Source organism: Limnohabitans sp. DM1, from assembly GCF_001269385.1.
Classification (GTDB): domain Bacteria; phylum Pseudomonadota; class Gammaproteobacteria; order Burkholderiales; family Burkholderiaceae_C; genus Limnohabitans_A.
In genome coordinates, this window is sequence record NZ_CXOO01000005.1 from 1 (window position 1) to 21,402 (window position 21,402).

Below are 21,402 nucleotides of genomic sequence, written 5' to 3' on the forward strand. Positions count from 1 at the left end.
AACTGTTGGGCTTGAGTTTTGACGTGCTCTTCCGCTCTATTCCGCCAGCGGTCAATCTGAGCCAGGATCAAACTCTATAGTTCGATCTTGATTTTTTTCGGTCTTTCGACCAACTCATAAATTGGAATCGACGCGAACATCATCTCTGATATCCACATCTTTTTTACTTCATGAGCGTTTGTTAGCTAATTAAAGCTAAGTTCCGAAGAACTTGGCAATCACCATCAAACGCCCACGCTTATCGGCTGTATATTTTTAAAGAACCCAAGCAGCTTAGAGCCACTTCGTTTACCTCGCTTCGATCAGCGAAGCCTTGTATTATGACACAGCTTTTATCGCCGCATCAAGTTTTTGAAAATTTTCTTGATCAACAAGATCGTTTCGCAAACCTCCTCGCTGTTCTTGTTTGGCTTCTTTCGAAAACCTCACTTGTGTGCAGCGAAGCCCTCAATTATGGCACAGATTTTTCCACCCTGGTGGGTTTTTTGTCTTCGTAGAGCATTTTTTGCTGGTCCCACCCGGATAATGGGCCCATGGCTTTACTCACTCTATTGAACGCTTCTCTGGCTTTTGGCCATGTGGCACTCCTCGATCACGCAGACTTCTCCCTGGAGACATCTGAGCGCATCGGCTTGATCGGTCGCAACGGCACAGGCAAATCGTCTCTGCTCAAAATTTTGGCCGGGATGGAACGCCCAGATGACGGCGCGCTGCACATACAACAAGGCGTTCGCATCGCCTACGTGGCGCAAGAACCCGTGTTGGTCCCCGAGCACACCATTTTTGAGTCGGTTCGTGAAGGCCTGGCCGAAGTGGTGCAGTGGATCGACGACTACACCCACAGCCGGGGAGATCTGGACACCCTGCAAGGGCTGATCGAATCGCGCGACGGCTGGGGCTGGGAGCAACGCCTGGAGGAAACCCTGCAACGCCTGAAGCTGGACCCGAACGCCATTGTGCAATCGCTGTCTGGCGGTATGCGCAAGCGGGTGGCCTTGGCCCAGGCTTTGGTGACCCGTCCTGATGTGCTCTTATTAGATGAACCCACCAACCACCTAGACCTGAACGCCATCACCTGGCTGGAGGACCTGCTAATTGACTTCAAGGGCAGCGTGATCGCCATCACGCACGACCGGGCGTTTCTGGACCGCATCGCCACGCGGATTGTCGAGCTGGATCGGGGCAAGCTGCGTCCTTATCCGGGCAACTATGCCGCTTACCAGGTTCAAAAGGAAGAGCAGCTCGCGCAAGAAGCCGTGATTCAGGCCAAAGCCGACAAGCTGCTCGCTCAAGAGGAGGTGTGGATTCGCAAAGGTGTGGAAGCGCGTCGCACCCGCAGCCAAAGCCGCATCACGCGCCTGCAAAACCTGCGCAGTGAACGCGCCGCCCGCCGTGAAAAAGTAGGCAACGTGAAAATGGAAGTCGCCTCGGGCGTGCCCAGCGGCAAGCTGGTAGCCGAGTTGACGGACGTGAGCAAGAGCTTCCCCCAGCCAGACGGCTCGGTGCGCACCATCATCCAGAAATTCACCGGCACCTTGCTGCGCGGCGACAAAATCGGCCTGCTGGGCCCCAACGGCGCGGGAAAGACCACCTTGCTCAAACTGATTCTGGGCGAGCTCGAAGCCGACAGCGGCGAAGTGCGTCGCGGCACCAAGATGGAAGTGGCCTACTTTGACCAGATGCGCGACGCACTGGACCTGGACGCGACGCTGGAAGACTTCATCAGCCCCGGCAGCGAATGGATCGAGATTGGCAACAAGCGCCAGCACGTCAAAAGCTACCTCGGCGACTTTTTGTTCTCGCCCGCACGCGGTACCTCGCCCGTGCGCTCCCTGTCAGGGGGCGAGCGCAACCGCTTGCTGCTGGCGCGGTTGTTTGCCCGCCCCGCCAACGTATTGGTGCTGGACGAACCCACCAACGACCTGGACATCGAAACCCTGGAGTTGCTGGAAGAGCTGCTGCAGACTTATGAAGGCACGGTGTTCCTGGTCAGCCACGACCGCGCCTTCATGGACAACGTGGTCACCGGCATCATCGCCTGCGAAAGCGCCCCGGACCAACCGGGCCTGTGGCGTGAATACGAGGGTTCGGTCCAGGACTGGCTGGTGCAATCACAACGCGCTCAGGCCATTCGGGCCCAGGCCGCTCAGCGCAGTGGCTCAACGCCAGCGGTCACGGTAGCGCCTGACACAACGGCTGCCGCTCCGGCCGCCGCTGCCCGCAGCAAGCTCAGCTACAAAGAGCAGCGCGAGCTGGCCGAGCTGCCCGCCAAAATCGAAGCGCTGGAAAAAGAGCAAGCCGCAGCCCGTGCGCAACTGGCGGACGGCAGCATTTACCAACGCGACCCGGGCTTGGCTCAGCAACTGTTCAAGCGGGATGCCGAGATTGACGACGTGCTGTTGGCCGCCATGGAGCGCTGGGAAGTGCTGTCGGCCCGCTGACCCCTGCCCTCACAACATGTCGGCGCGGGTCTTGGCCAAGATCCGCCAAAACAGTTCATCTTGCGTGCTGGCAAAGTTCACCCGCATGAACGAGCCGGGGCGGCGATCGGCATGGAACAACGACCCGGGCGCCAACAGGTACCCGGCGTCGTGCATACGCAGCGCCAGCGCATCGGTGTCTACGCCCACATCGACCCAGCCAAACAGACCCTGCGGCGGTGCCACAAATTGGCAAGCGTGCGCCAGCGCCAGCTTCACACTGCGGCTGCGGGCGGCGTCCAACAGTTGTGACAAGCGATCGGTATGCCGCCGAATAGCACCTTGTTCCAGGCAAAGCGCCAGCGCCTTTTCAAACAGCACCGGCGTCGTCAGCGTGGACAGGAGCTTGGTGTCCAAAAATGCGTCCTTCAAATCCACCGGAGCGGCCAGGTAACCCACCCGCCAGCTCGGCGCGAGAATTTTGGCGTAACCGCTGACGTAAATGGTTTTTCGCAAGCCATCGAGGACCGACAAGCGCACCGCATGTGCCGGGGCCATGTGCCCATAGGTGTCGTCTTCGACCACATGGAAGTTGTAACGGTGTGCCAAATTCACCAGCTGGTGCGCTACGGGCAACGACAAGCCATAACCTGTGGGGTTGTGCAAGACAGACACGCTGACCATCATCTTGGGCGCATGCATTTGGGCATACCACTCCACCACCTCCAAATCAGGACCCGTTTCCAGACGCGGCACAGGCAGGATGCGAACGCCCAGGTTTTGCAAGCGCGCAAACTCGATGGCCCAGCCCGGCTCTTCCACCATCACGCAATCGCCCGGTCGCAGCAAGGTCCGGCTGATGATGTCCAGCGCATGGGTAGCCCCCACCGTGGTGATCAATTGCTCCGGCGCCGCTTGCAAGCCGATACTGTCCAGCTTGGACGACAAGATGTCCCGCAATCCGGTGTCTCCTTGCGGCTCGCCATAGCGCAAAGACGACTCGCGCAAAGCCGGGCTGGCCACCACCTTGCGCAAAGCCGCTGACAAAAAGTCGGCGTCCAGCCATTCGGGCGGAAAAACACCCATGCCAGGCTGTGGCACGGCACTGGGCTGATGGAACATGCCCCGGATCAAGCTCGCGGCATTCACGGGCGGCGGGCTGGGTAATGCACGCCCAGCAGCGGGGACGGCCGTGCGTTGCACCCGATCGCGCACAAAAAAACCCCGATTGGGGCGCGCCTCGACCCAGCCTTGTGCCACCAGCCAGTCGTAAGCGGCCACCACGGTGGACGCACTCACGCCATGCATCTGCGCGCATTGCCGCACCGAAGGCAAACGCGCACCAGAGACCAGCAACTGGTCCCGCATGCGCGTCACAAAGCGCTGCGCAAGCTGGTCAGTCAGGGGTTGGCTGGAAGCGCGGCTGAGCAAGGACATGGGCTGATGGCGTCAAATGAATGGGAAAAGTGTGTCGCCCGATTGGGCAGTACAGTTCACTAAATGAACCTTTAAACTGTACCGATACTGTACTCATTTCAGCCCTACATTCATACCCATGACCCCTTCAGAACTCAGCGCCCTGCTGGTGCTTGCCACCGTGAGCAGCTTCACACCCGGGCCCAACACCACGCTATCGACAGCCATGGCCGCCAACCACGGCCTGCGCCGGGCCATGCGCTTTGTGTGTGCGGTGCCGGTGGGCTGGGGCATTTTGTTCGTGCTGTGCGCCACGGGCTTGGGCGGTTTGGTGGTGGCTTTTCCGCCCTTGCGCTGGGGCATCGTGACGCTGGGCACCGGTTATTTGCTGTGGCTGGCCTCGCGTTTGTGGCAAAGCGGCAGTTTGCAGCAGGCCGACAGCGCCAAGCTGCAGGTGGGCTTTGTACAAGGCGTGGGCCTGCAGTTCCTCAACATCAAGGCCTGGATGCTGGCGCTCGCCATCGTGGCAGGCTGGGTGGCCGGGCGCGAAGACGCCACGGCCCGCACGCTGGTGCTGCTGCCCATCATGGTGGCCTATGGCTTTTTCAGCAACCTGACCTACGCGGTGGCCGGCTCGATGCTCCGGCATTGGCTGGCGCACGGCCGCCGCTTGCTGATGTTCAACCGCTGCATGTCGTTGGCGCTGGTGGCCACAGCCTTGTGGATTCTGAACGGCTTGCGCCAAAGCGCAGCTTGATGCCCACATGAACAACACCCCTCAACACCGCGAGAACCTGGGCCTTTGGCTGGGGCTTTTGGGCGTGTTCGTTTTTGCGCTCACCTTGCCCATGACGCGCCTGGCCACAGGCACGGTGGACGCGCCGCAAATGTCGCCCTGGTTTGTGACTTGGGCGCGGGCCGCGCTGGCAGGCGGGCTGTCGGCCATTTACCTGTTGGCCGTGCGGGCGCCATGGCCTTTGGCTGAGCAGCGCGGGCCTTTGTATTTGTCGCTGGCGGGCAACGTGATCGGTTACCCCTTGCTGCTGGGCTGGGCGCTGCGCCACGTCACGGCCAGTCATGCGGCGGTCATCACCTCGCTGATGCCGCTGGCCACGGCGGCAGCCGCCGCCTGGCTCATGCACCAACGCGCACGCTTGGGGTTTTGGGTGTTTGCCGCTTTAGGCAGCGCCTTGGTGGCGGTCTACAGCCTGCTGCGCGCAGCACAAATGGCCAATGATGTGGCGCAGGGCTTTGGCCTGACCTGGGCCGACACCCTGTTGGTGGGTGCGGTGGTGGCCGGCTCGCTGGGTTATGTCGCCGGGGCCAAAGTCACGGCCAGCCTGGGGGCAGAGAAAGTCATCAGCTGGGTGTGTGTCATGGCCTTGCCCATCACGCTGCCCGGAGCCTGGCTCACCTGGCCCGAGCAAACCATAGCGCCTCTCTCGTGGCTGGCCCTGCTGTATGTGGGCGTGTTCTCCATGTGGGCGGGGTTTTTTGCCTGGTTTCGCGGCCTGTCGCTGGGCGGCCCTCTGCGCGTGAGTCAGCTGCAATTGCTGCAACCTTTCATCACCATTCTGGCGGCCGTGCCTTTGCTGGGAGAATCACTGGATGCCATGACCCTGGGTTTTGCCCTGCTGGTGGTGGCCACGGTTTTCATGGGGCGGCGCATGGCCAACACCCCCAAAGCCAATTGAATAACCAATTGACAATCCAACTGAACAAAAAATTGAGGAGCAAAACATGCAATGGCAAATGGCCCAACGCGCCGAAAAAATGAACCCCTCGGTGATCCGCGAGATCCTCAAGGTCACCGAAAAACCCGGCATCATCAGCTTTGCGGGCGGCTTGCCCTCGCCGCTGACCTTCCCGATCGACGCCATGCGCGAAGCCAGCGAGCGCGTGCTGCGGGATGACGGCAAAGCCGCCTTGCAATACGCCGCCAGTGAAGGCTATGCGCCGCTGCGCGAATGGGTGGCGCAAGACCTGCTCAAGCAGGGCATGAAAGTCAGCCCCGACCAGGTGCTGATCACCACCGGCAGCCAGCAAGGCCTGGACCTGGTGGCCAAGATACTGATCGACGCGGGCAGCCGCATCTTGGTCGAGACCCCCACCTACCTGGGCGCACTGCAGGCCTTCACTCCGATGGAGCCTGTGGCCGTGGGTGTGGACAGCGACGACCATGGTGTGGACGCAGCAGACCTGCGCGCCAAAGTGGGCACGGGCGCTGACAAAGCCCGCTTTGTGTACCTGCTGCCCAACTTTCAGAACCCCACCGGCCGCACCATGACCGAAGAGCGCCGCGCCGCCGTGGCGCAGGTGGCCATCGACACCGGCTTGCCGATCATCGAAGACAACCCTTATGGCGACCTCTGGTTTGACACGCCGCCCGCGCCGTCCCTCAGTTCGCGCCATCCCGAAGGCAGCGTGTACCTGGGCTCGTTCTCCAAAATCCTGGCCCCTGGCCTGCGTTTGGGTTATTTGGTCGCGCCCCCAGCGCTCTACCCCAAACTGCTGCAAGCCAAGCAAGCGGCCGACCTGCACACGCCCAGCTTCAACCAGCGCGTGGTCGCTGAAGTGCTCAAAGATGGCTTCATCGAGCGCCATGTGCCCACCATCCGCGCCCTGTACAAACAGCAGTGTGAAGCCATGCTGGCCGCACTCGACCGCGAAATGGCGGGCCTGGGTCTGAGCTGGAACCGCCCGGTAGGCGGCATGTTCTTGTGGGTGCAGCTGCCCAAGGGACTCAAAGCGATTCCGTTGTTGGCCAAGGCGATCGAAAAAGGCGTGGCCTTTGTCCCCGGCTCGGCTTTTTACGCCGGAGATGCCGATGAAAGTACCCTGCGCCTGTCCTTTGTGACCGCCACGGTGGACCAAATCAACACCGGCATGAGCGCATTGGCAGCAGCCATTCGGGAATCCTTGTCCGGCCAATAAGCATGCTCAAAATTTGGGGGCGCATCAGCTCGATCAATGTGCGAAAAGTTGTGCTTTGCGCACAAATGCTGAACATCCCGTTTCAGCGTGTTGACGCCGGTTTGAGTTTTGGTGTGGTCCACACACCAGACTATTTGAGGCTCAACCCCAATGCCATGGTGCCCACCATCCAAGATGGTGCCTACACACTGTGGGAGTCCAACGTGATCGTGCGCTACCTGTGCGCACGGGAAAACCAGCTCTACCCTTCGAACTTGCAGACCCGCTGCACGGCAGAGCAATGGATGGACTGGCAGCAGACCAGCCTCAATCGCGCCAGCGGGCCTGCCTTCGTGCAATGGATTCGAACGCCCGAATCCCAACGCAATCATGACCTGATTGCCCAATCGGTCGCGGCCACAGAACCCTTGTTGGATTTGCTCAATCAACAGCTTCAAAAGCAAGCTTTCATTGCAGGCGAGCAGATGAGCATGGCCGACCTGCCCATCGCGTGCGAAGTGCACCGCTGGTGGGGCCTGCCGCAAAGCCGTCCCCATTGGCCACATTTGGAACGCTGGTACGCACAGATGCGCCAGCATCCGGGCGCATTGGGTGTATTGGATTTACCTTTGTCCTGAAAGACTTTTCTGCCATGAAAAACCGCGCCTTCCAACAAGTCGACGTCTTCACCGACACGGCCTTTCTGGGCAACCCGCTGGCCGTGGTGCTCGACGGCGAGGGCCTGAGTGACGCGCAAATGCAGGCCTTCGCCCGCTGGACACAGCTGAGTGAGACCACCTTTGTGCTACCGCCCACACCCGAAGGGGCTGCGGGCGGCGCCGATTACCGGGTGCGCATCTTCACGCCCGGCGCTGAGCTGCCGTTTGCGGGCCACCCGACGTTGGGCACCGCCCACGCTTGGTTGAAGGCCGGTGGCCAGCCCCGTCAAAGTGGCCAACTGGTGCAGGAATGTGGCGTCGGTCTGGTCAGCCTGAAATCGGTCGACGGCCGCTGGGCTTTTGCTGCGCCGCCCTTGCAGCGCCAGACCCCAGCGCCAGCGCTGCTGGCCGATGTGCTGGCAGCTTTGGGCCTGCAGGCTGATGAAGTGCTGGCCTCGCAAGACCTGAACAACGGCCCGCACTGGCTGGGCATTTTGATCGACTCGGTGGACGGCCTGCTCGCGCTGGAACCTGACCACGCGGCGCTCAAACGCCTGAACACCAAGGTTGGCGTGGCGGCCAAACGCGAGGCCAACGCCAACAGCTTGGCAGGCAGCCTGATCCGCCGCGCCAACCGCGAGGCCCGCGCCTTTGCGCCGTCTACCCGCATGACCAACGACCCGACCGATCTGGAAGTGCGCGCCTTTGCCGCCCCGGTGGGCATCGCCGAAGACCCGGTCACCGGCAGCTTGAACGCGTCGCTGGCCCAGTGGCTGATGGCCGAGGGCCACATGCCGGGCCGCTACAGCGCCCGCCAAGGCACGGCGCTCGGCCGTGCGGGCCAAGTGTTCCTCTCCAAAGACGCACAAGGCCAGGTCTGGGTGGGCGGCGATGTGGTCGGCTGCATCCAGGGCACCGTCACCCTCTGATCACCCCAGCGACAGGCGAAAACTCGCAAGCTGCGCACAATCGCAGCCCATGGGAACCCTCTATCTGGTCCGCCACGGACAAGCCTCTTTCGGGGCCGATGACTACGATCAACTCAGCCCGTTGGGCCGCCAGCAGGCCGTGCGCTTGGGTGAATACCTGCGGCCGAAACTGCAGGACAAACCCATCGAGGCCGTGATGATGGGCAGCCTGAAGCGCCACCGCCAAACTTGGGAAGGCATTGCCGAAGGCGCGGGCCTGCCCCACACCCCTGCGGTGTGGCCAGGCCTGAACGAATACGACAGCCACGCGCTGATCGAGTCCATCCACCCTGAGCCGCTGGCCAAGCCCGACACGCCCGAGCTGTACCGCCACCACTTTCGCCTGCTGCGCGACGCCTTGCAGGCCTGGATGGCCGGACGCACCCAGCCGCGTGACATGCCCAGTTATGCCGAATTTGTGGGCGGCATCGAAGCAGCCCTCGACCATGTGCGGCAGTCACACACCGGAGACGTGATGATTGTCTCGAGCGGCGGCCCCATCTCGACTGCCGTGGGTCGCGTGTTGGGCACCCCGCCCGAGACCTCCATCGAGCTGAACCTGCGCATCCGCAACACGGCGCTCACCGAATTCGTGTTCACCCCCAAGCGCCACATGCTGCTGACCTACAACACCCTGCCCCACCTGGACAGCGACGCGCACAAGGACTGGGTCACCTTCGCCTGAAACGAAGGCTTGGCCTGGACCCTGATGCCCCAGCCAATGTCGAGGACACGTTCAAGCCGCACAGGTACATTCCCTAGGCAAAACCCTTTCGATTTAAGGGCAAAATTGAACCATGAACAGTTCAACCGCTTGGTTGGCCCTCAAGTCATCTGAGGGCGGCATCCAGCTCACCACCCTGCAAGCCGCCGATGCCGACCGGCTTGCCCGCGAGTTGACGACTTTGTTGGATGAGTGGGCACTGGCCTCAGCGGTTCAAACCTTGACCCTGCCCTTGCAAGACACACAAGTGGCCCTGATCTGCACGCTGCGGCCCGACTTCAGAGCACGGTGCATGCCGGGCCACGACACCTTGGCCTTGCACGACAAACTGGGCCACACCTCTCAAACGGACGAAGCTTGGGCCTTGGAGCGCGAAATCTGGGTGGCCTTGCTGGGTTCCCCCCACCGCTTTCAGTTTGCCAGCCTCGACTCGCTGACCTCGCACATCCGGGTGCGGCGCAATATGGCCTTGGACGCCCGAAAAACCGCCTTGGCCTTCAAAACCGATGCGGCCGAGCGCCCACAAGCCTTTTGGCAAGACGGGGGCGACGACGCGGGTTTCATTTTGCAGCCGGGTCGCTGCCTGGTCGAGGCGCTGACCGCGGCCACCCAACCCGATGCCACGGGCAAGCTCTACGACTTTTCTTGTTACCGGGCGACCGAGTACGTGATTTTGTTGGGCATCGCGCAAGAGCTCCAATCCGAAAACCCCGAACTGCTGGCCCAGTTGCAAAGCCTCAACCAAGTCCACGCGGTGCGATCGGGCCAATTCCATGATGTCTATCTGGTCGAATACGGCAGCATGGAAGCACCCTTACCGGGGCGCTTTTATGTGCCGGGCGACCGTTTGTGGTTTCGCAACCCGGATGAGCGCTCCTCCGACGTCACTGGCTACGAAGGCTCTTGGGTCCTCTATATGGGCGGCGGCTTGTTCAGCAACTTCTGGAAGCGCGACACTCCCTACACGCTCGAGTCCAAGGCCATCGAGATCTTTCACTGGAAAGACGGCGCTTACACCGACGCACAAGGCAAGTTGCAAATGGACGAAACGGTGGTTGAAGCGCTGGTCGCCCAAACCCAAGCTCACCCAGAAACCCGAGCACAAGTGCTCGACCGCATGCTGCGCATGCGCGACCCGCAAGGCGTTTATGCCGAAGGCGGCTGCATCGACACCACCCGCGAATACCCCAAAAGCGTGAGCCGCGGGCACTGCGAGTTGGTGCTGCCCAGCTTCTAAACCGGACGGTTTCAGCCCACCGAGTCGCTCAGGGTGTCGAGCGGTAAACGGTCAATTTCACCCAACAACTGCGCCAGTGCCCGGCCAGAAGCGTCCAGCAAAGCGTGGCCTTTCTCGGCGGTGGCGGCCAATGCATTGCCCGCCGCGCCGTGGCGGTTGTAGTCCTGCATTTGCCAGCCCAGCTTGGCGCTTTTGCCGTTGCCCAGAATTTCAAACCGCTCAGCGCGGTCTTGCGAGGTGGAGCGGAAATTTTGCGCCAAATCCATGCGCACGCGCTCGGGGCGCAGCGCCAGCATCATCGAGGTTTCGGTGTCACCCGCATGCACACCAAAGCGGTGCTCTTCGGGCGGGAACAGCGCATTCACGTCCCCGCCTTGCGCGTCGCGCAGCGGCAAATTGAACCAGCTCACGCTGTAGACCAGCATGCCCAGCCGGGCCCGCAAATCCCGCGCCACGATGTCCATCACACTGACCTGCCCACCATGGGCGTTGAGCAGCACCAGCTTCTTCACGCCACTGGCTGCCACCGACTCGCCAACGTCTGTCCACAGGCGGATCACGGTCTCGGCCTTGAGCGTCAGGGTGCCCGCAAAACGCGCATGCTCAGGGCTCAGACCCACCGTTTGGGTGGGCAAAAACAAAGCGGGCAAGTCGGCAGGCAAGTGCGGCAGGCAAGCTGCCACCACGCCGTTGACCAAATCGGTGTCTACTGACAGCGGCAGGTGCGGGCCATGTTGTTCGGTCGCCGCCACGGGCAAGATGGCGATGGCCCGATCGATGGCCCGGCCTGGCTTTAAGGCCTGAAAATCGAGGGTGGTCCAGTCGGCCCAAAAACGCGAAGGGTTTTGCATGTGGGGCATCTTAATGGAGCCCGGGCGTGTACAGTGCCTTTCGCACTGTGATGCCGGGGCACCCCGCCCGATCGATCAGGGGTCAAACGAAGGATTGGCGTGCAAGTTTCCGTGTTTTTTCGTGGCCAGGCCACCGCTTTGCCCAAATGGAAGGTGCAGGGCTGGGTCGCTTTGATCGCCTTGGTGTGCCTATTGGCTGCGTGGCCCCTGCCCAGCGGGGCACAAACGGGCTCGCTCTTTTCCAGCAAAAATGCCCCTTCCAACTTGCCCGCCACCAGCGCCTTACTGGCAAGCGCTGCCAACGTGGTCAAGACCGACCAAGTGCGGGCCGAATTGCTGGTGCACGCCCCCGAGGGCATTCGCGCCGGGCAAACATTTTGGTTGGGCCTGCAGATCGAGCACCAGCCGCATTGGCACACCTATTGGCAAAACCCCGGCGACTCGGGCCTACCCACGCGACTGCAATGGCAGTTGCCTGCCGGCTTGCAAGCGGGGGACATCGCCTGGCCGCTGCCCAAAAAAATCCCCATCGGCACCCTTGCCAACTATGGTTACGAAAACCGCTTAATGCTGACCGTGCCCGTGACGGTGGGGGCTGACTTCCGCTTTCCAGACGGTGGGCCATTGACCCTTGGCTTGCAAGCCGAATGGTTGGTGTGCCGCCAGGAATGCATCCCGCAAGAAGGCCGCTTCAGCTTGAAGCTGAGCTCTGCCGCGCCACAAAAAACCGACGCGGCTGCGTTTGAATCGGCCCAAAAGCTCAGTCCCAAGCCCATGGCACAGCTGCAACAAGGCGGCACCTGGATCACGGGCGGCCAAGCCACCTTGTCCGCTGACGCCAAGCAGATCAGTCTGCGCGTACATGGCCTGCCTGCGGCCTGGCGTGGCCAGACCTTGAGCGCCTTCCCGGTCACCCCCAACGTGGTGCACAACGCGGCCGTGCAGGGCCAAGACTGGACGCAAAACTGGCAAGGCGCGGTCTGGAGCGCCCAGATTCCGGTGTCTGAAGAACGTGGCGACAGCCCGACAACGATGCGCTGGGTGATCGCAGCCGGGCCGGAGTCCGCACCGAAAGCGCCTGCTTTTGAAATCGATACGCCTGTGCAAGGCACTTGGTCCGCGCTGGCCCAAACCGCGCCCGCTGAGATTTCGCCCGCATTGGCCAAGGCGCTGGCCGAGAACGCCAGCGCCGCACAAAAACCAACAGCCTCCAGCACCACCGCTCTGGGCCTGACACTGGCTGTTTTGGGGGCCTTGGTCGGCGGTTTTTTGCTCAACCTCATGCCCTGCGTGTTCCCGGTGCTGGCGATCAAAGTCATGGGTTTTGCGCAAGCCGACACCTCGCAAGCCCAACACCGCGCGGCGGGCATGGCCTACACCGTGGGCGTGGTGCTGTCGTTCATGTTGCTGGGCGGCCTGATGCTGGCCTTGCGGGCTGCGGGCGAGCAATTGGGCTGGGGTTTTCAATTGCAGTCGCCCCCGGTGGTGGCGGGTCTGGCGCTCTTGTTCACCTTGCTGGGCCTGAACTTGGCGGGCGTTTTTGAATTTGGGCAGATGCTGCCCAGCAGCCTGGCCACGCTGCAAAGCCGCCACCCCACGGTGAACGCCGGTTTGTCGGGCGTGCTGGCCGTGGCTGTGGCCTCGCCCTGCACCGCACCCTTCATGGGGGCATCTTTGGGCCTGGCCATTGCGCTGCCCGTGTGGCAAGCGCTGCTGGTGTTTGCCGCCATGGGCGTGGGCATGGCTTTGCCTTATCTGGCGGCCAGCTGGTGGCCGGGCATCGCACGCGCCCTGCCGCGCCCCGGGGCCTGGATGGCAACTTTCCGCCAAGCCATGGCATTTCCGATGTTTGCCACCGTCATTTGGTTGTTGTGGGTGCTGGGCCAACAAACCGGCATCGACGGGGCGAGCGGCCTGCTGACCTTGCTGCTCACGGTCGCTTGGCTGGTGTGGGCTCTGAGCTTGAGCGGCCGCACGCGTTGGGTTTTGAGTGGCCTGGCCCTGGCCGCCTTGCTGTGGCTGGGCAGCAGTTGGTTGCCACTGGCTTTGCGTGAAGCGCCTGCTGAGCCGATGGCCAGCGCCAGCCCCCTAGGCACCAGCCAAACCGCACCCGGCACCTTGTCCAGGGCCAACGCTTCCACTTGGCAGCCTTGGTCTGAAGCTGCCGTTCAAGCCCAACTGGCCGCAGGCCGCCCGGTGTTTGTGGATTTCACCGCCGCATGGTGCGTGACCTGCCAATACAACAAGAAAACCACGCTGGCCGATGGCCGCGTATTGGCCGACTTTGCGGCGAGGCAAGTGGTGCTGATGCGGGCCGACTGGACACGGCGCGACCGGGCCATCACGCAGGCGCTCACGGCACTGGGCCGCAGCGGCGTGCCGGTTTATGCCTTGTACGCGCCGGGACGTGCGCCCGTGCTCTTGTCGGAGCTACCCTCTGTGGCTGAGGTTCAAGCGGCCCTGTCTTCTCTGTAAAAGGGAGAATTTTTCTCCTCTCAGCCCTAGGGCACTGGCACAGACCCCATGTCGGCTCTGTTGCCACCGACCTACGAGTCTGAGCCGTGTGTTGCCCGTTGGGAGGATTTTGTGGGAGCTTGCCAGCCAAGCGAAAAGCCTGCGGTCCACAAGATGCTGATCGCCAGCAGGGCTAGCGCCCACAAAGTACAAGATTGAAGTCACCCTGCAAACTTCACAGGGCCGGAACCCTATCAACCACCATGAGGTCCGCACCAGAAGGTCACCTCGGGCTCCAAGCAGCCCCTGACTGGCTGCGACAATCAGGGCATGAGCTCATTTGCCCCCCTCCAAAACGACAGCTTCTTGCGCGCCTGCCTGCGCCAAGCCACCGACCACACCCCCGTCTGGCTCATGCGCCAGGCCGGGCGCTATTTGCCCGAGTACTGCGCCACCCGCGCCAAGGCCGGCAGCTTCATGGGCCTGGCCACCAACGTCGACTACGCCACCGAAGTCACGCTCCAGCCGCTGGAGCGTTACCCGCTCGACGCCTCCATCTTGTTCAGCGACATCCTCACGGTGCCTGACGCCATGGGCCTGGGCTTGTCGTTTGCTCAGGGCGAAGGCCCGCGCTTTGCCAAGAATGTGCGCGACGAAGCCGCCGTGGCCGAGTTGGCCGTGCCCGACATGAACAAGCTGCGCTATGTGTTCGATGCCGTCACATCCATCCGCAAAGCGCTCAATGGCCGCGTGCCTTTGATCGGCTTTTCCGGCAGCCCCTGGACGCTGGCGTGCTACATGGTGGAAGGCGCGGGCTCTGACGACTACCGCCATGTGAAGACCCTGATGTACAGCCGCCCGGATTTGATGCACCGCATTCTGGAAATCAACGCCGATGCCGTGGCCCTGTACCTGAACACGCAAATCGAAGCCGGTGCCCAAGCCGTCATGGTGTTTGACAGTTGGGGCGGCGTGCTGGCCGATGGCGCGTTCCAGCAGTTCAGCCTGGCCTACACGGCACGTGTCCTCTCACAATTGAAGACCGAGCACAACGGCCAACGCATCCCCAGCATCGTCTTCACCAAAGGCGGGGGCCTGTGGCTGCCCGAGATGGCGGACCTCAACTGCGACGTGCTGGGCCTGGACTGGACCATGAACCTGGGTCGCGCCCGGGCCCTCGTGGGCGGCCAAGTGGGCGGCCCCGGCAAGGCGCTGCAAGGCAACATCGACCCGAACATCCTGTTTGCGCCGCCTGCACAGATCGCGACCGAGGTGCACCGGGTACTGGACAGCTTTGGCACGCCGCACACCGACCGCAGCACCACCGGCCCCACCCACATCTTCAACCTGGGCCACGGCATCAGCCAATACACCCCGCCCGAGCATGTGACGGCGCTGGTGGAGGCGGTGCACAGCCATTCAAGACATTTGCGAACCCGAAGCTGAAATCAAGCTGCAACTAGCATACAAAACAAGCGTTCTGGCTGCGATTTCAAGAAAATAATGGCTCGCCAGCGCTTGACTTATGCACAAATTGAATAAACCGCCAGAATGACAATCCCTATCCATATTTCACCTGGGCTCTACACCTCATATTTCGTAAGCCATTGATTTCATTGATGTTTTTTTAACTGCCCAAGAGATGGGCAATGTAGCGAAAGGCTTGATTTCTAAGGCTTTGCGGCCATCTCGGGGGAGTTTTCAACAAAGTTATCCACAGATTTTCTGGATCATTGTCAAAGCACTTTGAAATCAAGGACTTACACCCGTTTCCCAGAATTTTTCTGACCGATATACACCCCGATTGACTGAAAACCCTGACATGGATGTGAGCAAGCACTACTGGATCGACGTCGCCATCCAGACCCCGGCACACAGCCAGATAGCAGGGCTGCTGAGTTACCGTTGCCTCTTTGAGGTGCAAGCCGGTCAACTGGTGCGCGTGCCCCTGGGCCAGCGCGAGGTGCTTGGCGTGGTCTGGGCCGTCTCAGACAGCGCCCCAGCCGACATGCCTGCCAAATCGGTGCGCGATGTCACAGGCACGCTCGAAGGCCTGCCCCCACTGGACAGCGCCTGGCGGCAATTGGTGCAGTTTTCGGCCCAGTATTACCAGCGCTCGCTGGGCGAAGTGGCTTTGTCCGCCCTGCCCCCCCAGCTGCGTGAGCTGAGTTCCGAGCAACTGGCCCGACGCCTGAAAAAACAAAAGAGCGACCGCACGGTCCTTACCCAAACCGGCCCCGCCCTGTCTGAGGAACAGCAGGCGGTTTTGGCCCAAATGACGTCGGCACCCGGCCCCTTTTTGCTGTTTGGCAGCACTGGCAGCGGCAAGACCGAGGTGTATTTGCAGGCCGTGGCGCGCATGCTGCAAGCCGACCCGCAAGCCCAGGCACTGCTCATGGTGCCCGAGATCAACCTCACGCCCCAGCTTGAAGAGCGTGTGCAAGCACGCTTTGGCGCCGAGGCCGTGGTCTCCATGCACAGCGGCATGACGCCCGCCCAGCGCCTCAAGGGCTGGCTGGCCGCGCATGCAGGCCACGCCCGCATCGTGTTGGGCACGCGCATGGCCATTTTTGCGTCCATGCCGCATCTGAGGCTCATCGTGGTGGACGAAGAACACGACCCCAGCTACAAGCAACAAGAAGGTGCCCGCTATTCGGCCCGCGATCTGGCGGTGTACCGGGGCAAGCTGCAAAACGCCCAGGTGCTGCTGGCCTCGGCCACACCGTCACTGGAAAGCTGGCACCACAGCCGCCCCGCAGCAGAGGGTGGGCGCTACCTGCGCCTGCACATGCCCTCGCGCATTGGCACCGGCCTTCTGCCCAAGGTGCGCCGCGTGGACATGAACCACCAGGCCAAAAAAGCCGTGCTCTCAGCCCCGCTGTTAGCTGCCCTGCAAGAACGCGTGGAGCGCGGCGAGCAATGCATGCTGCTGCTCAACCGGCGCGGCTACGCCCCGGTGCTGCACTGCGCCGATTGCGGCTGGAAAAGCGAGTGCAAACATTGCAGCGCCTTTCGTGTGTTCCACAAAATTGACCGCACGCTGCGCTGCCACCACTGCGGCATGACCGAACGCGTGCCCCGGGCCTGCCCGGCATGCGGCAATGCCGACATCGCCCCGATTGGCCGCGGCACTGAACAGCTTGAAGAACATTTGGGTGAGCTGCTGGCGCACGTTGTGCGACCTGACGGCACGCCCATCCGCATTGCCCGCATCGACGCCGACACCACGCGCCTCAAGGGCGCACTCGAAAGCCAGCTGGCCCAGGTGCATTCGGGCGAGGTGGACATCTTGGTCGGCACGCAAATGATTGCCAAGGGGCACGATTTCAGGCGCATCACGCTGGTGGCCGCCATCAATCCGGACACGGCGCTGTTTTCCAGCGACTTTCGGGCGCCGGAACGGCTGTTTGCCCTGCTCATGCAGGCCGCAGGCCGGGCCGGACGCGACGCCCGCCAAAGCGCCAGCAGCGAAATGTGGGTGCAAACCTTTCACCCCACGCATCCGCTGTTTGAAGCCCTCAAAAAGCACGATTACCCCGCCTTTGCGCAAAGCGAGCTGACCGAGCGCATCGCCGCCGACCTGCCCCCCATCAGCCACCAGGCGCTGCTGCGCGCCGACGCCCGCAGCCAGGACGTGGCCCAAGGCCTGCTGAACGCCGCGCGCGAAACCCTGGAAGCCCAACTCAGCGCCGACCCCGCCACGGCCGAGCTGGTGATGCAAGTGAGCCTGTACCCCGCCGTGCCCATGAGCATGCAGCGCGTGGCCGATGTGGAACGCGCCCAGATGCTGCTCGAAAGCCCCCACCGCATGGCCCTGCAAAAAGTGCTCTTGCACCTGCACGGCGTGCTGCACCAGTTGCGCAGCGACCCTGAACACAAGGGCGTGATCCGCTGGCTGGTGGACGTGGACCCGCAGGCGATTTGATGCGAGCAAACGGTCGTTTTCGGGCGCTCACAACGTCGGACTCTGCGAGTAACGACCTACACAAGCGCCTCATCCCGTAGGTCGGCACTCGCTAGAGTCCGACATCATTCACGGGGCCCTCAAGGCCTGAGCAAAGCCACCGCGCCTGAAAAGGTCAAGAAAGCCACCGCTGTGGTGACCAAAATGATGCGGGCGATGCGCCCGTTGTCAGCTCCCAGGCGCTCGGCCAGCAGCGACACATTGCTGGCGCTGGGCAGCGCGGCCACCAACACCATCACCTGCAGGGCAAAGGGCTCGATCGGCACGCCCCACTGAATGGCCGTCAAGCCCACCAGCAACACCAGCACCGGGTGCAACACCAGCTTGATCAGGGCAACCGGCAGGTAATCGGCCATGCGCAAAGTGCCATCCGGGCGCTCGTGCGCCAGCATTTGCGATCGGGCCAGCACCGCACCGATGGTGAACAGCGCCACGGGCGAGGCTGCATCGGCCAGCAGGCTCACGGTTTTGTTCACCGGACCGATCAATTCCAGGTTCCAGAATGAAAACGCCGCGCCCAGGCTGATGGCCCAGGGCATGGGGTTGCGCAGCACCCCGGTCAGCGCCTTGCGGGCGGCCACCGCCGCACCATGCTCACCTGCTGCATCCATACGCGACAAAGCCACGCACAGCGACGAAGTGATCACCAGGTCCACCACGATGGTCACAATGGCCGGACCCACCGCCTGCGCCCCGAGCAATGCCACCAACAAGGGCACGCCCATGAAGCCGGTATTGGGAAAGGCCGCCACCAAGGCCCCCAAAGACGCGTCGTTCCAGCGAATGCGTGCATTCAAGCTGATGGCAATGCTGAACGCCACGATCACCAAGGCGCACAACAAATACGTGAAAAACACCCCGGCATCGAGCAACTGGGCAATCGGCGTGTCGGCCCCAAAGCGGAACAACATGCAAGGCAGTGCAAAAAACAGCACAAAGCCATTCAGGCCAGGAATGGCCTCCAGGGGCAAGAGCCGCAGCCGGGCCGCCGCGTAGCCGCACAAGACCAGGGCGAAAAAGGGGAAGGTGACGCGCAATATTTCAAGCATGCCCCGATTGTCGGGGTAAACCAGTAGGCAGCCTGGACACCCGCAGTCGCAGCGCGGACAAGCTGGGCCAGCGCAAACCACACAGGCCATCGGCATCCGGTCATGGCTCATCCAAGACGATAGCCCAGCTCAAGCCCGCTATGATGGCCCGCTTTGCCCCGAACACCCACCACCCCATGTCTGCCGGACTCAACAAAGCCCAACTCGAAGCCGTGAACTACGTCTCTGGCCCTTGCCTGGTGCTGGCCGGGGCGGGTTCGGGCAAGACGCGGGTGATCACGCACAAGATCGGTCGCCTGATCGAAGCCGGGCTGGAGCCCAAGCGCATTGCCGCCATCACCTTCACCAACAAGGCCGCTGCCGAGATGCGCGAGCGGGCCAAGGAGCTGATTGGTCGCCCGGCCAAAGACGTGACGGTCTGCACTTTCCACGCCCTGGGCGTGCGCATCATGCGCGAAGACGGCCATGTGCTGGGCCTGAAACCGCAGTTCAGCATCATGGATGCGGACGATGTGACCAGCATCCTCAAAGACTGCGGCGGCACCACCGACGCGGCCACCGCACGGCAGTGGCAGTGGACCATCAGCCTCTGGAAAAACATGGGGCTGAACGCCGAGCAGGCCGCAGCTCAAGCGCCTGACGACAACGCCCGGGTGATCGCTCGCATCATGGCGCTGTACGAAGAGCGGTTGACCGCTTACCAAAGCGTGGACTTTGACGACCTGATCGGCATGCCCCTCAAGTTGCTGGCCGACTACCCCGAAGTGCGGGAGCGCTGGCAGGCCAAGATGGGCCATGTGCTGGTGGACGAATACCAAGACACCAACGCCACGCAGTACGAGGTGCTGAAACACCTGGTGGGCGAGCGGGCCCGTTTCACGGCGGTGGGCGACGACGACCAGTCGATCTACGGCTGGCGCGGCGCGACGCTCGACAACCTCAAACGCCTGCCCGTGGACTTTCCGAATCTGAAAGTCATCAAGCTGGAGCAGAACTACCGCTCCACCAGCGCCATCTTGCGCGCCGCCAACAACGTGATCCAGCCCAACCCCAAGCTGTTCCCCAAAACCCTGTTTTCGGAGTTGGGTGAGGGCGAGCCCGTGCGCCTGATCGATGCGGTGAACGAAGAACACGAAGCCGACCGGGCCATTGCCCGCATCCAGTCGATTCGCGGCGGCCAGGTCAACCCGTCCAAGCACCGCGAGTTCAAGGACTTTGCCATCCTCTACCGCGCCAACCACATGGCCCGGCCGTTTGAGCAAGCGCTGCGCCGCGCCAACATTCCTTACAAGGTGTCGGGCGGGCAGAGCTTTTTTGACAAAGCCGAGATCAAGGACCTGTGCGCCTGGTTTCGCCTGTGGATCAACAACGACGACGATCCGGCGTTTTTGCGTTCCATCACCAGCCCCAAGCGCGGCATTGGCCACCAGACGCTGGGCCAACTGGGCACTTTTGCCACGCAATACAAACTGAGCTTGTTTGAGGCCCTATTTGCAGGCAGCCTGCCCAGCGCGGTGAATGCCCGCGCGCTGGACGGTTTGCACGAGTTTGGCCGCTACATCAACGACCTGGAGCACCGCGCCCGCCACACTTTGGGCAAAACGGATGCTCTGGCATTTTTGCTGGAGTGGCTCAAAGAAATCGGTTACGAGCAGCACCTGTACGACGGCGAAGAGAACGAAAAAGTGGCCTCGGCCCGCTGGACCAACGTACTGGAGTTTTGCGACTGGATGGCCGGGCGTTGCGGCGGCGAGATCGAAGACGCCACAGGGACTGACGCCACCGAAACCAAAAATCTGCTGGAGGTGGCGCAGACCATCTCACTGATTTCCACCCTGAGCGAACGCGAGAAAGACCAGAACGTGGTCACGCTCTCGACCCTGCACGCTTCCAAAGGCCTGGAATGGCCGCATGTGACGCTGGTGGGCGTGAACGAGGGCCTGCTGCCTTTTAAGCTGGGCGACGACGACACCACCGATGGGGCCAGCCAAGAGGGCATCTTGCTGCGCCTGCAGGAAGAGCGCCGCCTGATGTACGTGGGCATCACCCGCGCCCAGCGCAGCCTGGCCGTGAGCTGGACCAAGCGGCGCAAAAAAGGCCGGGAAATGGTGGCCGCCCTGCCCAGCCGCTTCATTGCCGAAATGCGGCTCGATGAAAACACCGTGCGCGAAGACCCCCGTGAAAAGCTCAAGGCCCTGCGCGCCGAATTTGCCAAACGGGCCGCCGATGCGGCCGCCGAAGCCAAGCCATGACCCTGTTCCAGACCCTCAAATTCAGCGCCATCCTGGGGGCACTTTTTTGCGCAGGCACCAGCCTGGCGGCACCCCCTTGCCCCGAACCACGCGCCCTGCAAGCCGAGCAACTGCACGGGCAATGGACGGCTCAGGTCACAGGGCAGCCGCGCATCTGGTTTTTGCAGTTGGGGCCACACCCTGAACACACAGGCAGCTTGCGCGGCGAAATCAACACCGGCAGCCAACGCTTGCCCGTGGTGGCCGATCTGGACGATGGCGACTTCACCCTCGAAGAATCACAGGACGGCCAGCACATCTCGGCCACCTGGCTGGGCACGGTCCATGCAGGCAGCTGCGGCCAGAGCCTGTCCGGTCAACGCCAAACGGCACAAGGCCAAACCACACCTTTTGTCATGCGGCGCAACCAGCCGCGTTGAAAACAGCACCATCTCCCAGTTGCACGCAGCTTGAGCGCCTTGCAACCGGAAAGTGGGCATGCGCGTATCACTACAA

The 21,402-nt window shown here is 62.2% G+C and carries 16 protein-coding genes; 13 read left to right on the forward strand and 3 right to left on the reverse strand.

The window, feature by feature from the left end:
• The first annotated feature begins 533 nt into the window (after nt 1-533).
• Nucleotides 534-2,441, forward strand: coding sequence for an ATP-binding cassette domain-containing protein (locus AMM33_RS01025; RefSeq protein ID WP_090138015.1), 1,908 nt, complete (start codon nt 534-536; stop codon nt 2,439-2,441).
• Between the two features lie 9 nt (nt 2,442-2,450).
• On the opposite strand, the gene AMM33_RS01030 is transcribed toward AMM33_RS01025, so the two are convergent.
• Nucleotides 2,451-3,851, reverse strand: coding sequence for an aminotransferase-like domain-containing protein (locus AMM33_RS01030; protein WP_194945157.1), 1,401 nt, complete (start codon nt 3,849-3,851; stop codon nt 2,451-2,453).
• A 124-nt stretch (nt 3,852-3,975) separates the two neighbouring features.
• Here AMM33_RS01030 and AMM33_RS01035 point away from each other — a divergent pair, with 124 nt between their 5' ends.
• The 7 genes from AMM33_RS01035 (at nt 3,976) to AMM33_RS01065 (ending at nt 10,337) form a co-directional block, all read left to right on the forward strand.
• Complete coding sequence (locus tag AMM33_RS01035) at nt 3,976-4,593, forward strand: LysE family translocator (protein ID WP_090138018.1); 618 nt, start codon at nt 3,976-3,978, stop codon at nt 4,591-4,593.
• A 7-nt stretch (nt 4,594-4,600) separates the two neighbouring features.
• Complete coding sequence (locus AMM33_RS01040; protein ID WP_090138019.1) at nt 4,601-5,530, forward strand: DMT family transporter; 930 nt, start codon at nt 4,601-4,603, stop codon at nt 5,528-5,530.
• 46 nt (nt 5,531-5,576) lie between these two features.
• A complete protein-coding gene (locus AMM33_RS01045) occupies nt 5,577-6,770 on the forward strand; it encodes an aminotransferase-like domain-containing protein (RefSeq protein WP_090138021.1) in 1,194 nt (397 codons plus the stop codon).
• A 2-nt stretch (nt 6,771-6,772) separates the two neighbouring features.
• Entirely contained in the window at nt 6,773-7,387 is a 615-nt protein-coding gene (locus tag AMM33_RS01050) for a glutathione S-transferase family protein (RefSeq protein WP_090138023.1), read from the forward strand.
• A gap of 14 nt (nt 7,388-7,401) precedes the next feature.
• A complete protein-coding gene (locus AMM33_RS01055) occupies nt 7,402-8,337 on the forward strand; it encodes a PhzF family phenazine biosynthesis protein (protein ID WP_090138024.1) in 936 nt (311 codons plus the stop codon).
• A gap of 49 nt (nt 8,338-8,386) precedes the next feature.
• Nucleotides 8,387-9,061, forward strand: a complete 675-nt coding sequence (locus AMM33_RS01060; protein WP_090138026.1) for a histidine phosphatase family protein — start codon at nt 8,387-8,389, stop codon at nt 9,059-9,061.
• 112 nt (nt 9,062-9,173) lie between these two features.
• Nucleotides 9,174-10,337, forward strand: a complete 1,164-nt coding sequence (locus tag AMM33_RS01065) for a hypothetical protein (RefSeq protein WP_090138028.1) — start codon at nt 9,174-9,176, stop codon at nt 10,335-10,337.
• Nucleotides 10,338-10,348: 11 nt separating this feature from the next.
• Here AMM33_RS01065 and AMM33_RS01070 read toward each other — a convergent pair whose 3' ends face one another.
• A complete protein-coding gene (locus AMM33_RS01070; RefSeq protein WP_090138054.1) occupies nt 10,349-11,188 on the reverse strand; it encodes a creatininase family protein in 840 nt (279 codons plus the stop codon).
• Between the two features lie 207 nt (nt 11,189-11,395).
• Here AMM33_RS01070 and AMM33_RS01075 point away from each other — a divergent pair, with 207 nt between their 5' ends.
• The 3 genes from AMM33_RS01075 to priA all read left to right on the forward strand — a co-directional run bounded on the left by AMM33_RS01075 (nt 11,396) and on the right by priA (nt 17,567).
• Nucleotides 11,396-13,663: a protein-disulfide reductase DsbD family protein gene (locus tag AMM33_RS01075; RefSeq protein ID WP_369802380.1), complete on the forward strand. Its 2,268-nt coding sequence runs from the start codon at nt 11,396-11,398 to the stop codon at nt 13,661-13,663.
• Nucleotides 13,664-13,972: 309 nt separating this feature from the next.
• On the forward strand, nt 13,973-15,088 hold the full coding sequence (gene hemE / locus AMM33_RS01080; protein WP_090138029.1) for a uroporphyrinogen decarboxylase: 1,116 nt from the start codon (nt 13,973-13,975) through the stop codon (nt 15,086-15,088).
• Between the two features lie 376 nt (nt 15,089-15,464).
• A complete protein-coding gene (priA, locus tag AMM33_RS01085) occupies nt 15,465-17,567 on the forward strand; it encodes a replication restart helicase PriA (protein ID WP_194945158.1) in 2,103 nt (700 codons plus the stop codon).
• 119 nt (nt 17,568-17,686) lie between these two features.
• On the opposite strand, the gene AMM33_RS01090 is transcribed toward priA, so the two are convergent.
• Nucleotides 17,687-18,655 carry an AEC family transporter gene (locus tag AMM33_RS01090; protein WP_090138031.1) on the reverse strand — a complete coding sequence of 323 codons (969 nt, stop codon included), beginning with the start codon at nt 18,653-18,655 and terminating at the stop codon, nt 17,687-17,689.
• 176 nt (nt 18,656-18,831) lie between these two features.
• On the opposite strand from AMM33_RS01090, the gene AMM33_RS01095 reads away from it, so the two are divergent.
• Both AMM33_RS01095 and AMM33_RS01100 read left to right on the forward strand, forming a co-directional pair.
• On the forward strand, nt 18,832-20,907 hold the full coding sequence (locus AMM33_RS01095; protein ID WP_090138060.1) for an ATP-dependent helicase: 2,076 nt from the start codon (nt 18,832-18,834) through the stop codon (nt 20,905-20,907).
• Nucleotides 20,904-21,326, forward strand: coding sequence for a hypothetical protein (locus AMM33_RS01100; RefSeq protein WP_090138033.1), 423 nt, complete (start codon nt 20,904-20,906; stop codon nt 21,324-21,326). Before AMM33_RS01095 ends, AMM33_RS01100 begins: the two co-directional genes overlap by 4 nt.
• Nucleotides 21,327-21,402: the final 76 nt, after the last annotated feature.

Coding starts and splice junctions, on each gene's coding strand:
- AMM33_RS01025 (WP_090138015.1), top strand. CDS start 534: ATGGCTTTACTCACTCTATTGAACGCTTCTCTGGCTTTTGGCCATGTG.
- AMM33_RS01035 (WP_090138018.1), top strand. CDS start 3,976: ATGACCCCTTCAGAACTCAGCGCCCTGCTGGTGCTTGCCACCGTGAGC.
- AMM33_RS01040 (WP_090138019.1), top strand. CDS start 4,601: ATGAACAACACCCCTCAACACCGCGAGAACCTGGGCCTTTGGCTGGGG.
- AMM33_RS01045 (WP_090138021.1), top strand. CDS start 5,577: ATGCAATGGCAAATGGCCCAACGCGCCGAAAAAATGAACCCCTCGGTG.
- AMM33_RS01050 (WP_090138023.1), top strand. CDS start 6,773: ATGCTCAAAATTTGGGGGCGCATCAGCTCGATCAATGTGCGAAAAGTT.
- AMM33_RS01055 (WP_090138024.1), top strand. CDS start 7,402: ATGAAAAACCGCGCCTTCCAACAAGTCGACGTCTTCACCGACACGGCC.
- AMM33_RS01060 (WP_090138026.1), top strand. CDS start 8,387: ATGGGAACCCTCTATCTGGTCCGCCACGGACAAGCCTCTTTCGGGGCC.
- AMM33_RS01065 (WP_090138028.1), top strand. CDS start 9,174: ATGAACAGTTCAACCGCTTGGTTGGCCCTCAAGTCATCTGAGGGCGGC.
- AMM33_RS01070 (WP_090138054.1), bottom strand. CDS start 11,188: ATGCAAAACCCTTCGCGTTTTTGGGCCGACTGGACCACCCTCGATTTT.
- hemE (WP_090138029.1), top strand. CDS start 13,973: ATGAGCTCATTTGCCCCCCTCCAAAACGACAGCTTCTTGCGCGCCTGC.
- priA (WP_194945158.1), top strand. CDS start 15,465: ATGGATGTGAGCAAGCACTACTGGATCGACGTCGCCATCCAGACCCCG.
- AMM33_RS01090 (WP_090138031.1), bottom strand. CDS start 18,655: ATGCTTGAAATATTGCGCGTCACCTTCCCCTTTTTCGCCCTGGTCTTG.
- AMM33_RS01095 (WP_090138060.1), top strand. CDS start 18,832: ATGTCTGCCGGACTCAACAAAGCCCAACTCGAAGCCGTGAACTACGTC.
- AMM33_RS01100 (WP_090138033.1), top strand. CDS start 20,904: ATGACCCTGTTCCAGACCCTCAAATTCAGCGCCATCCTGGGGGCACTT.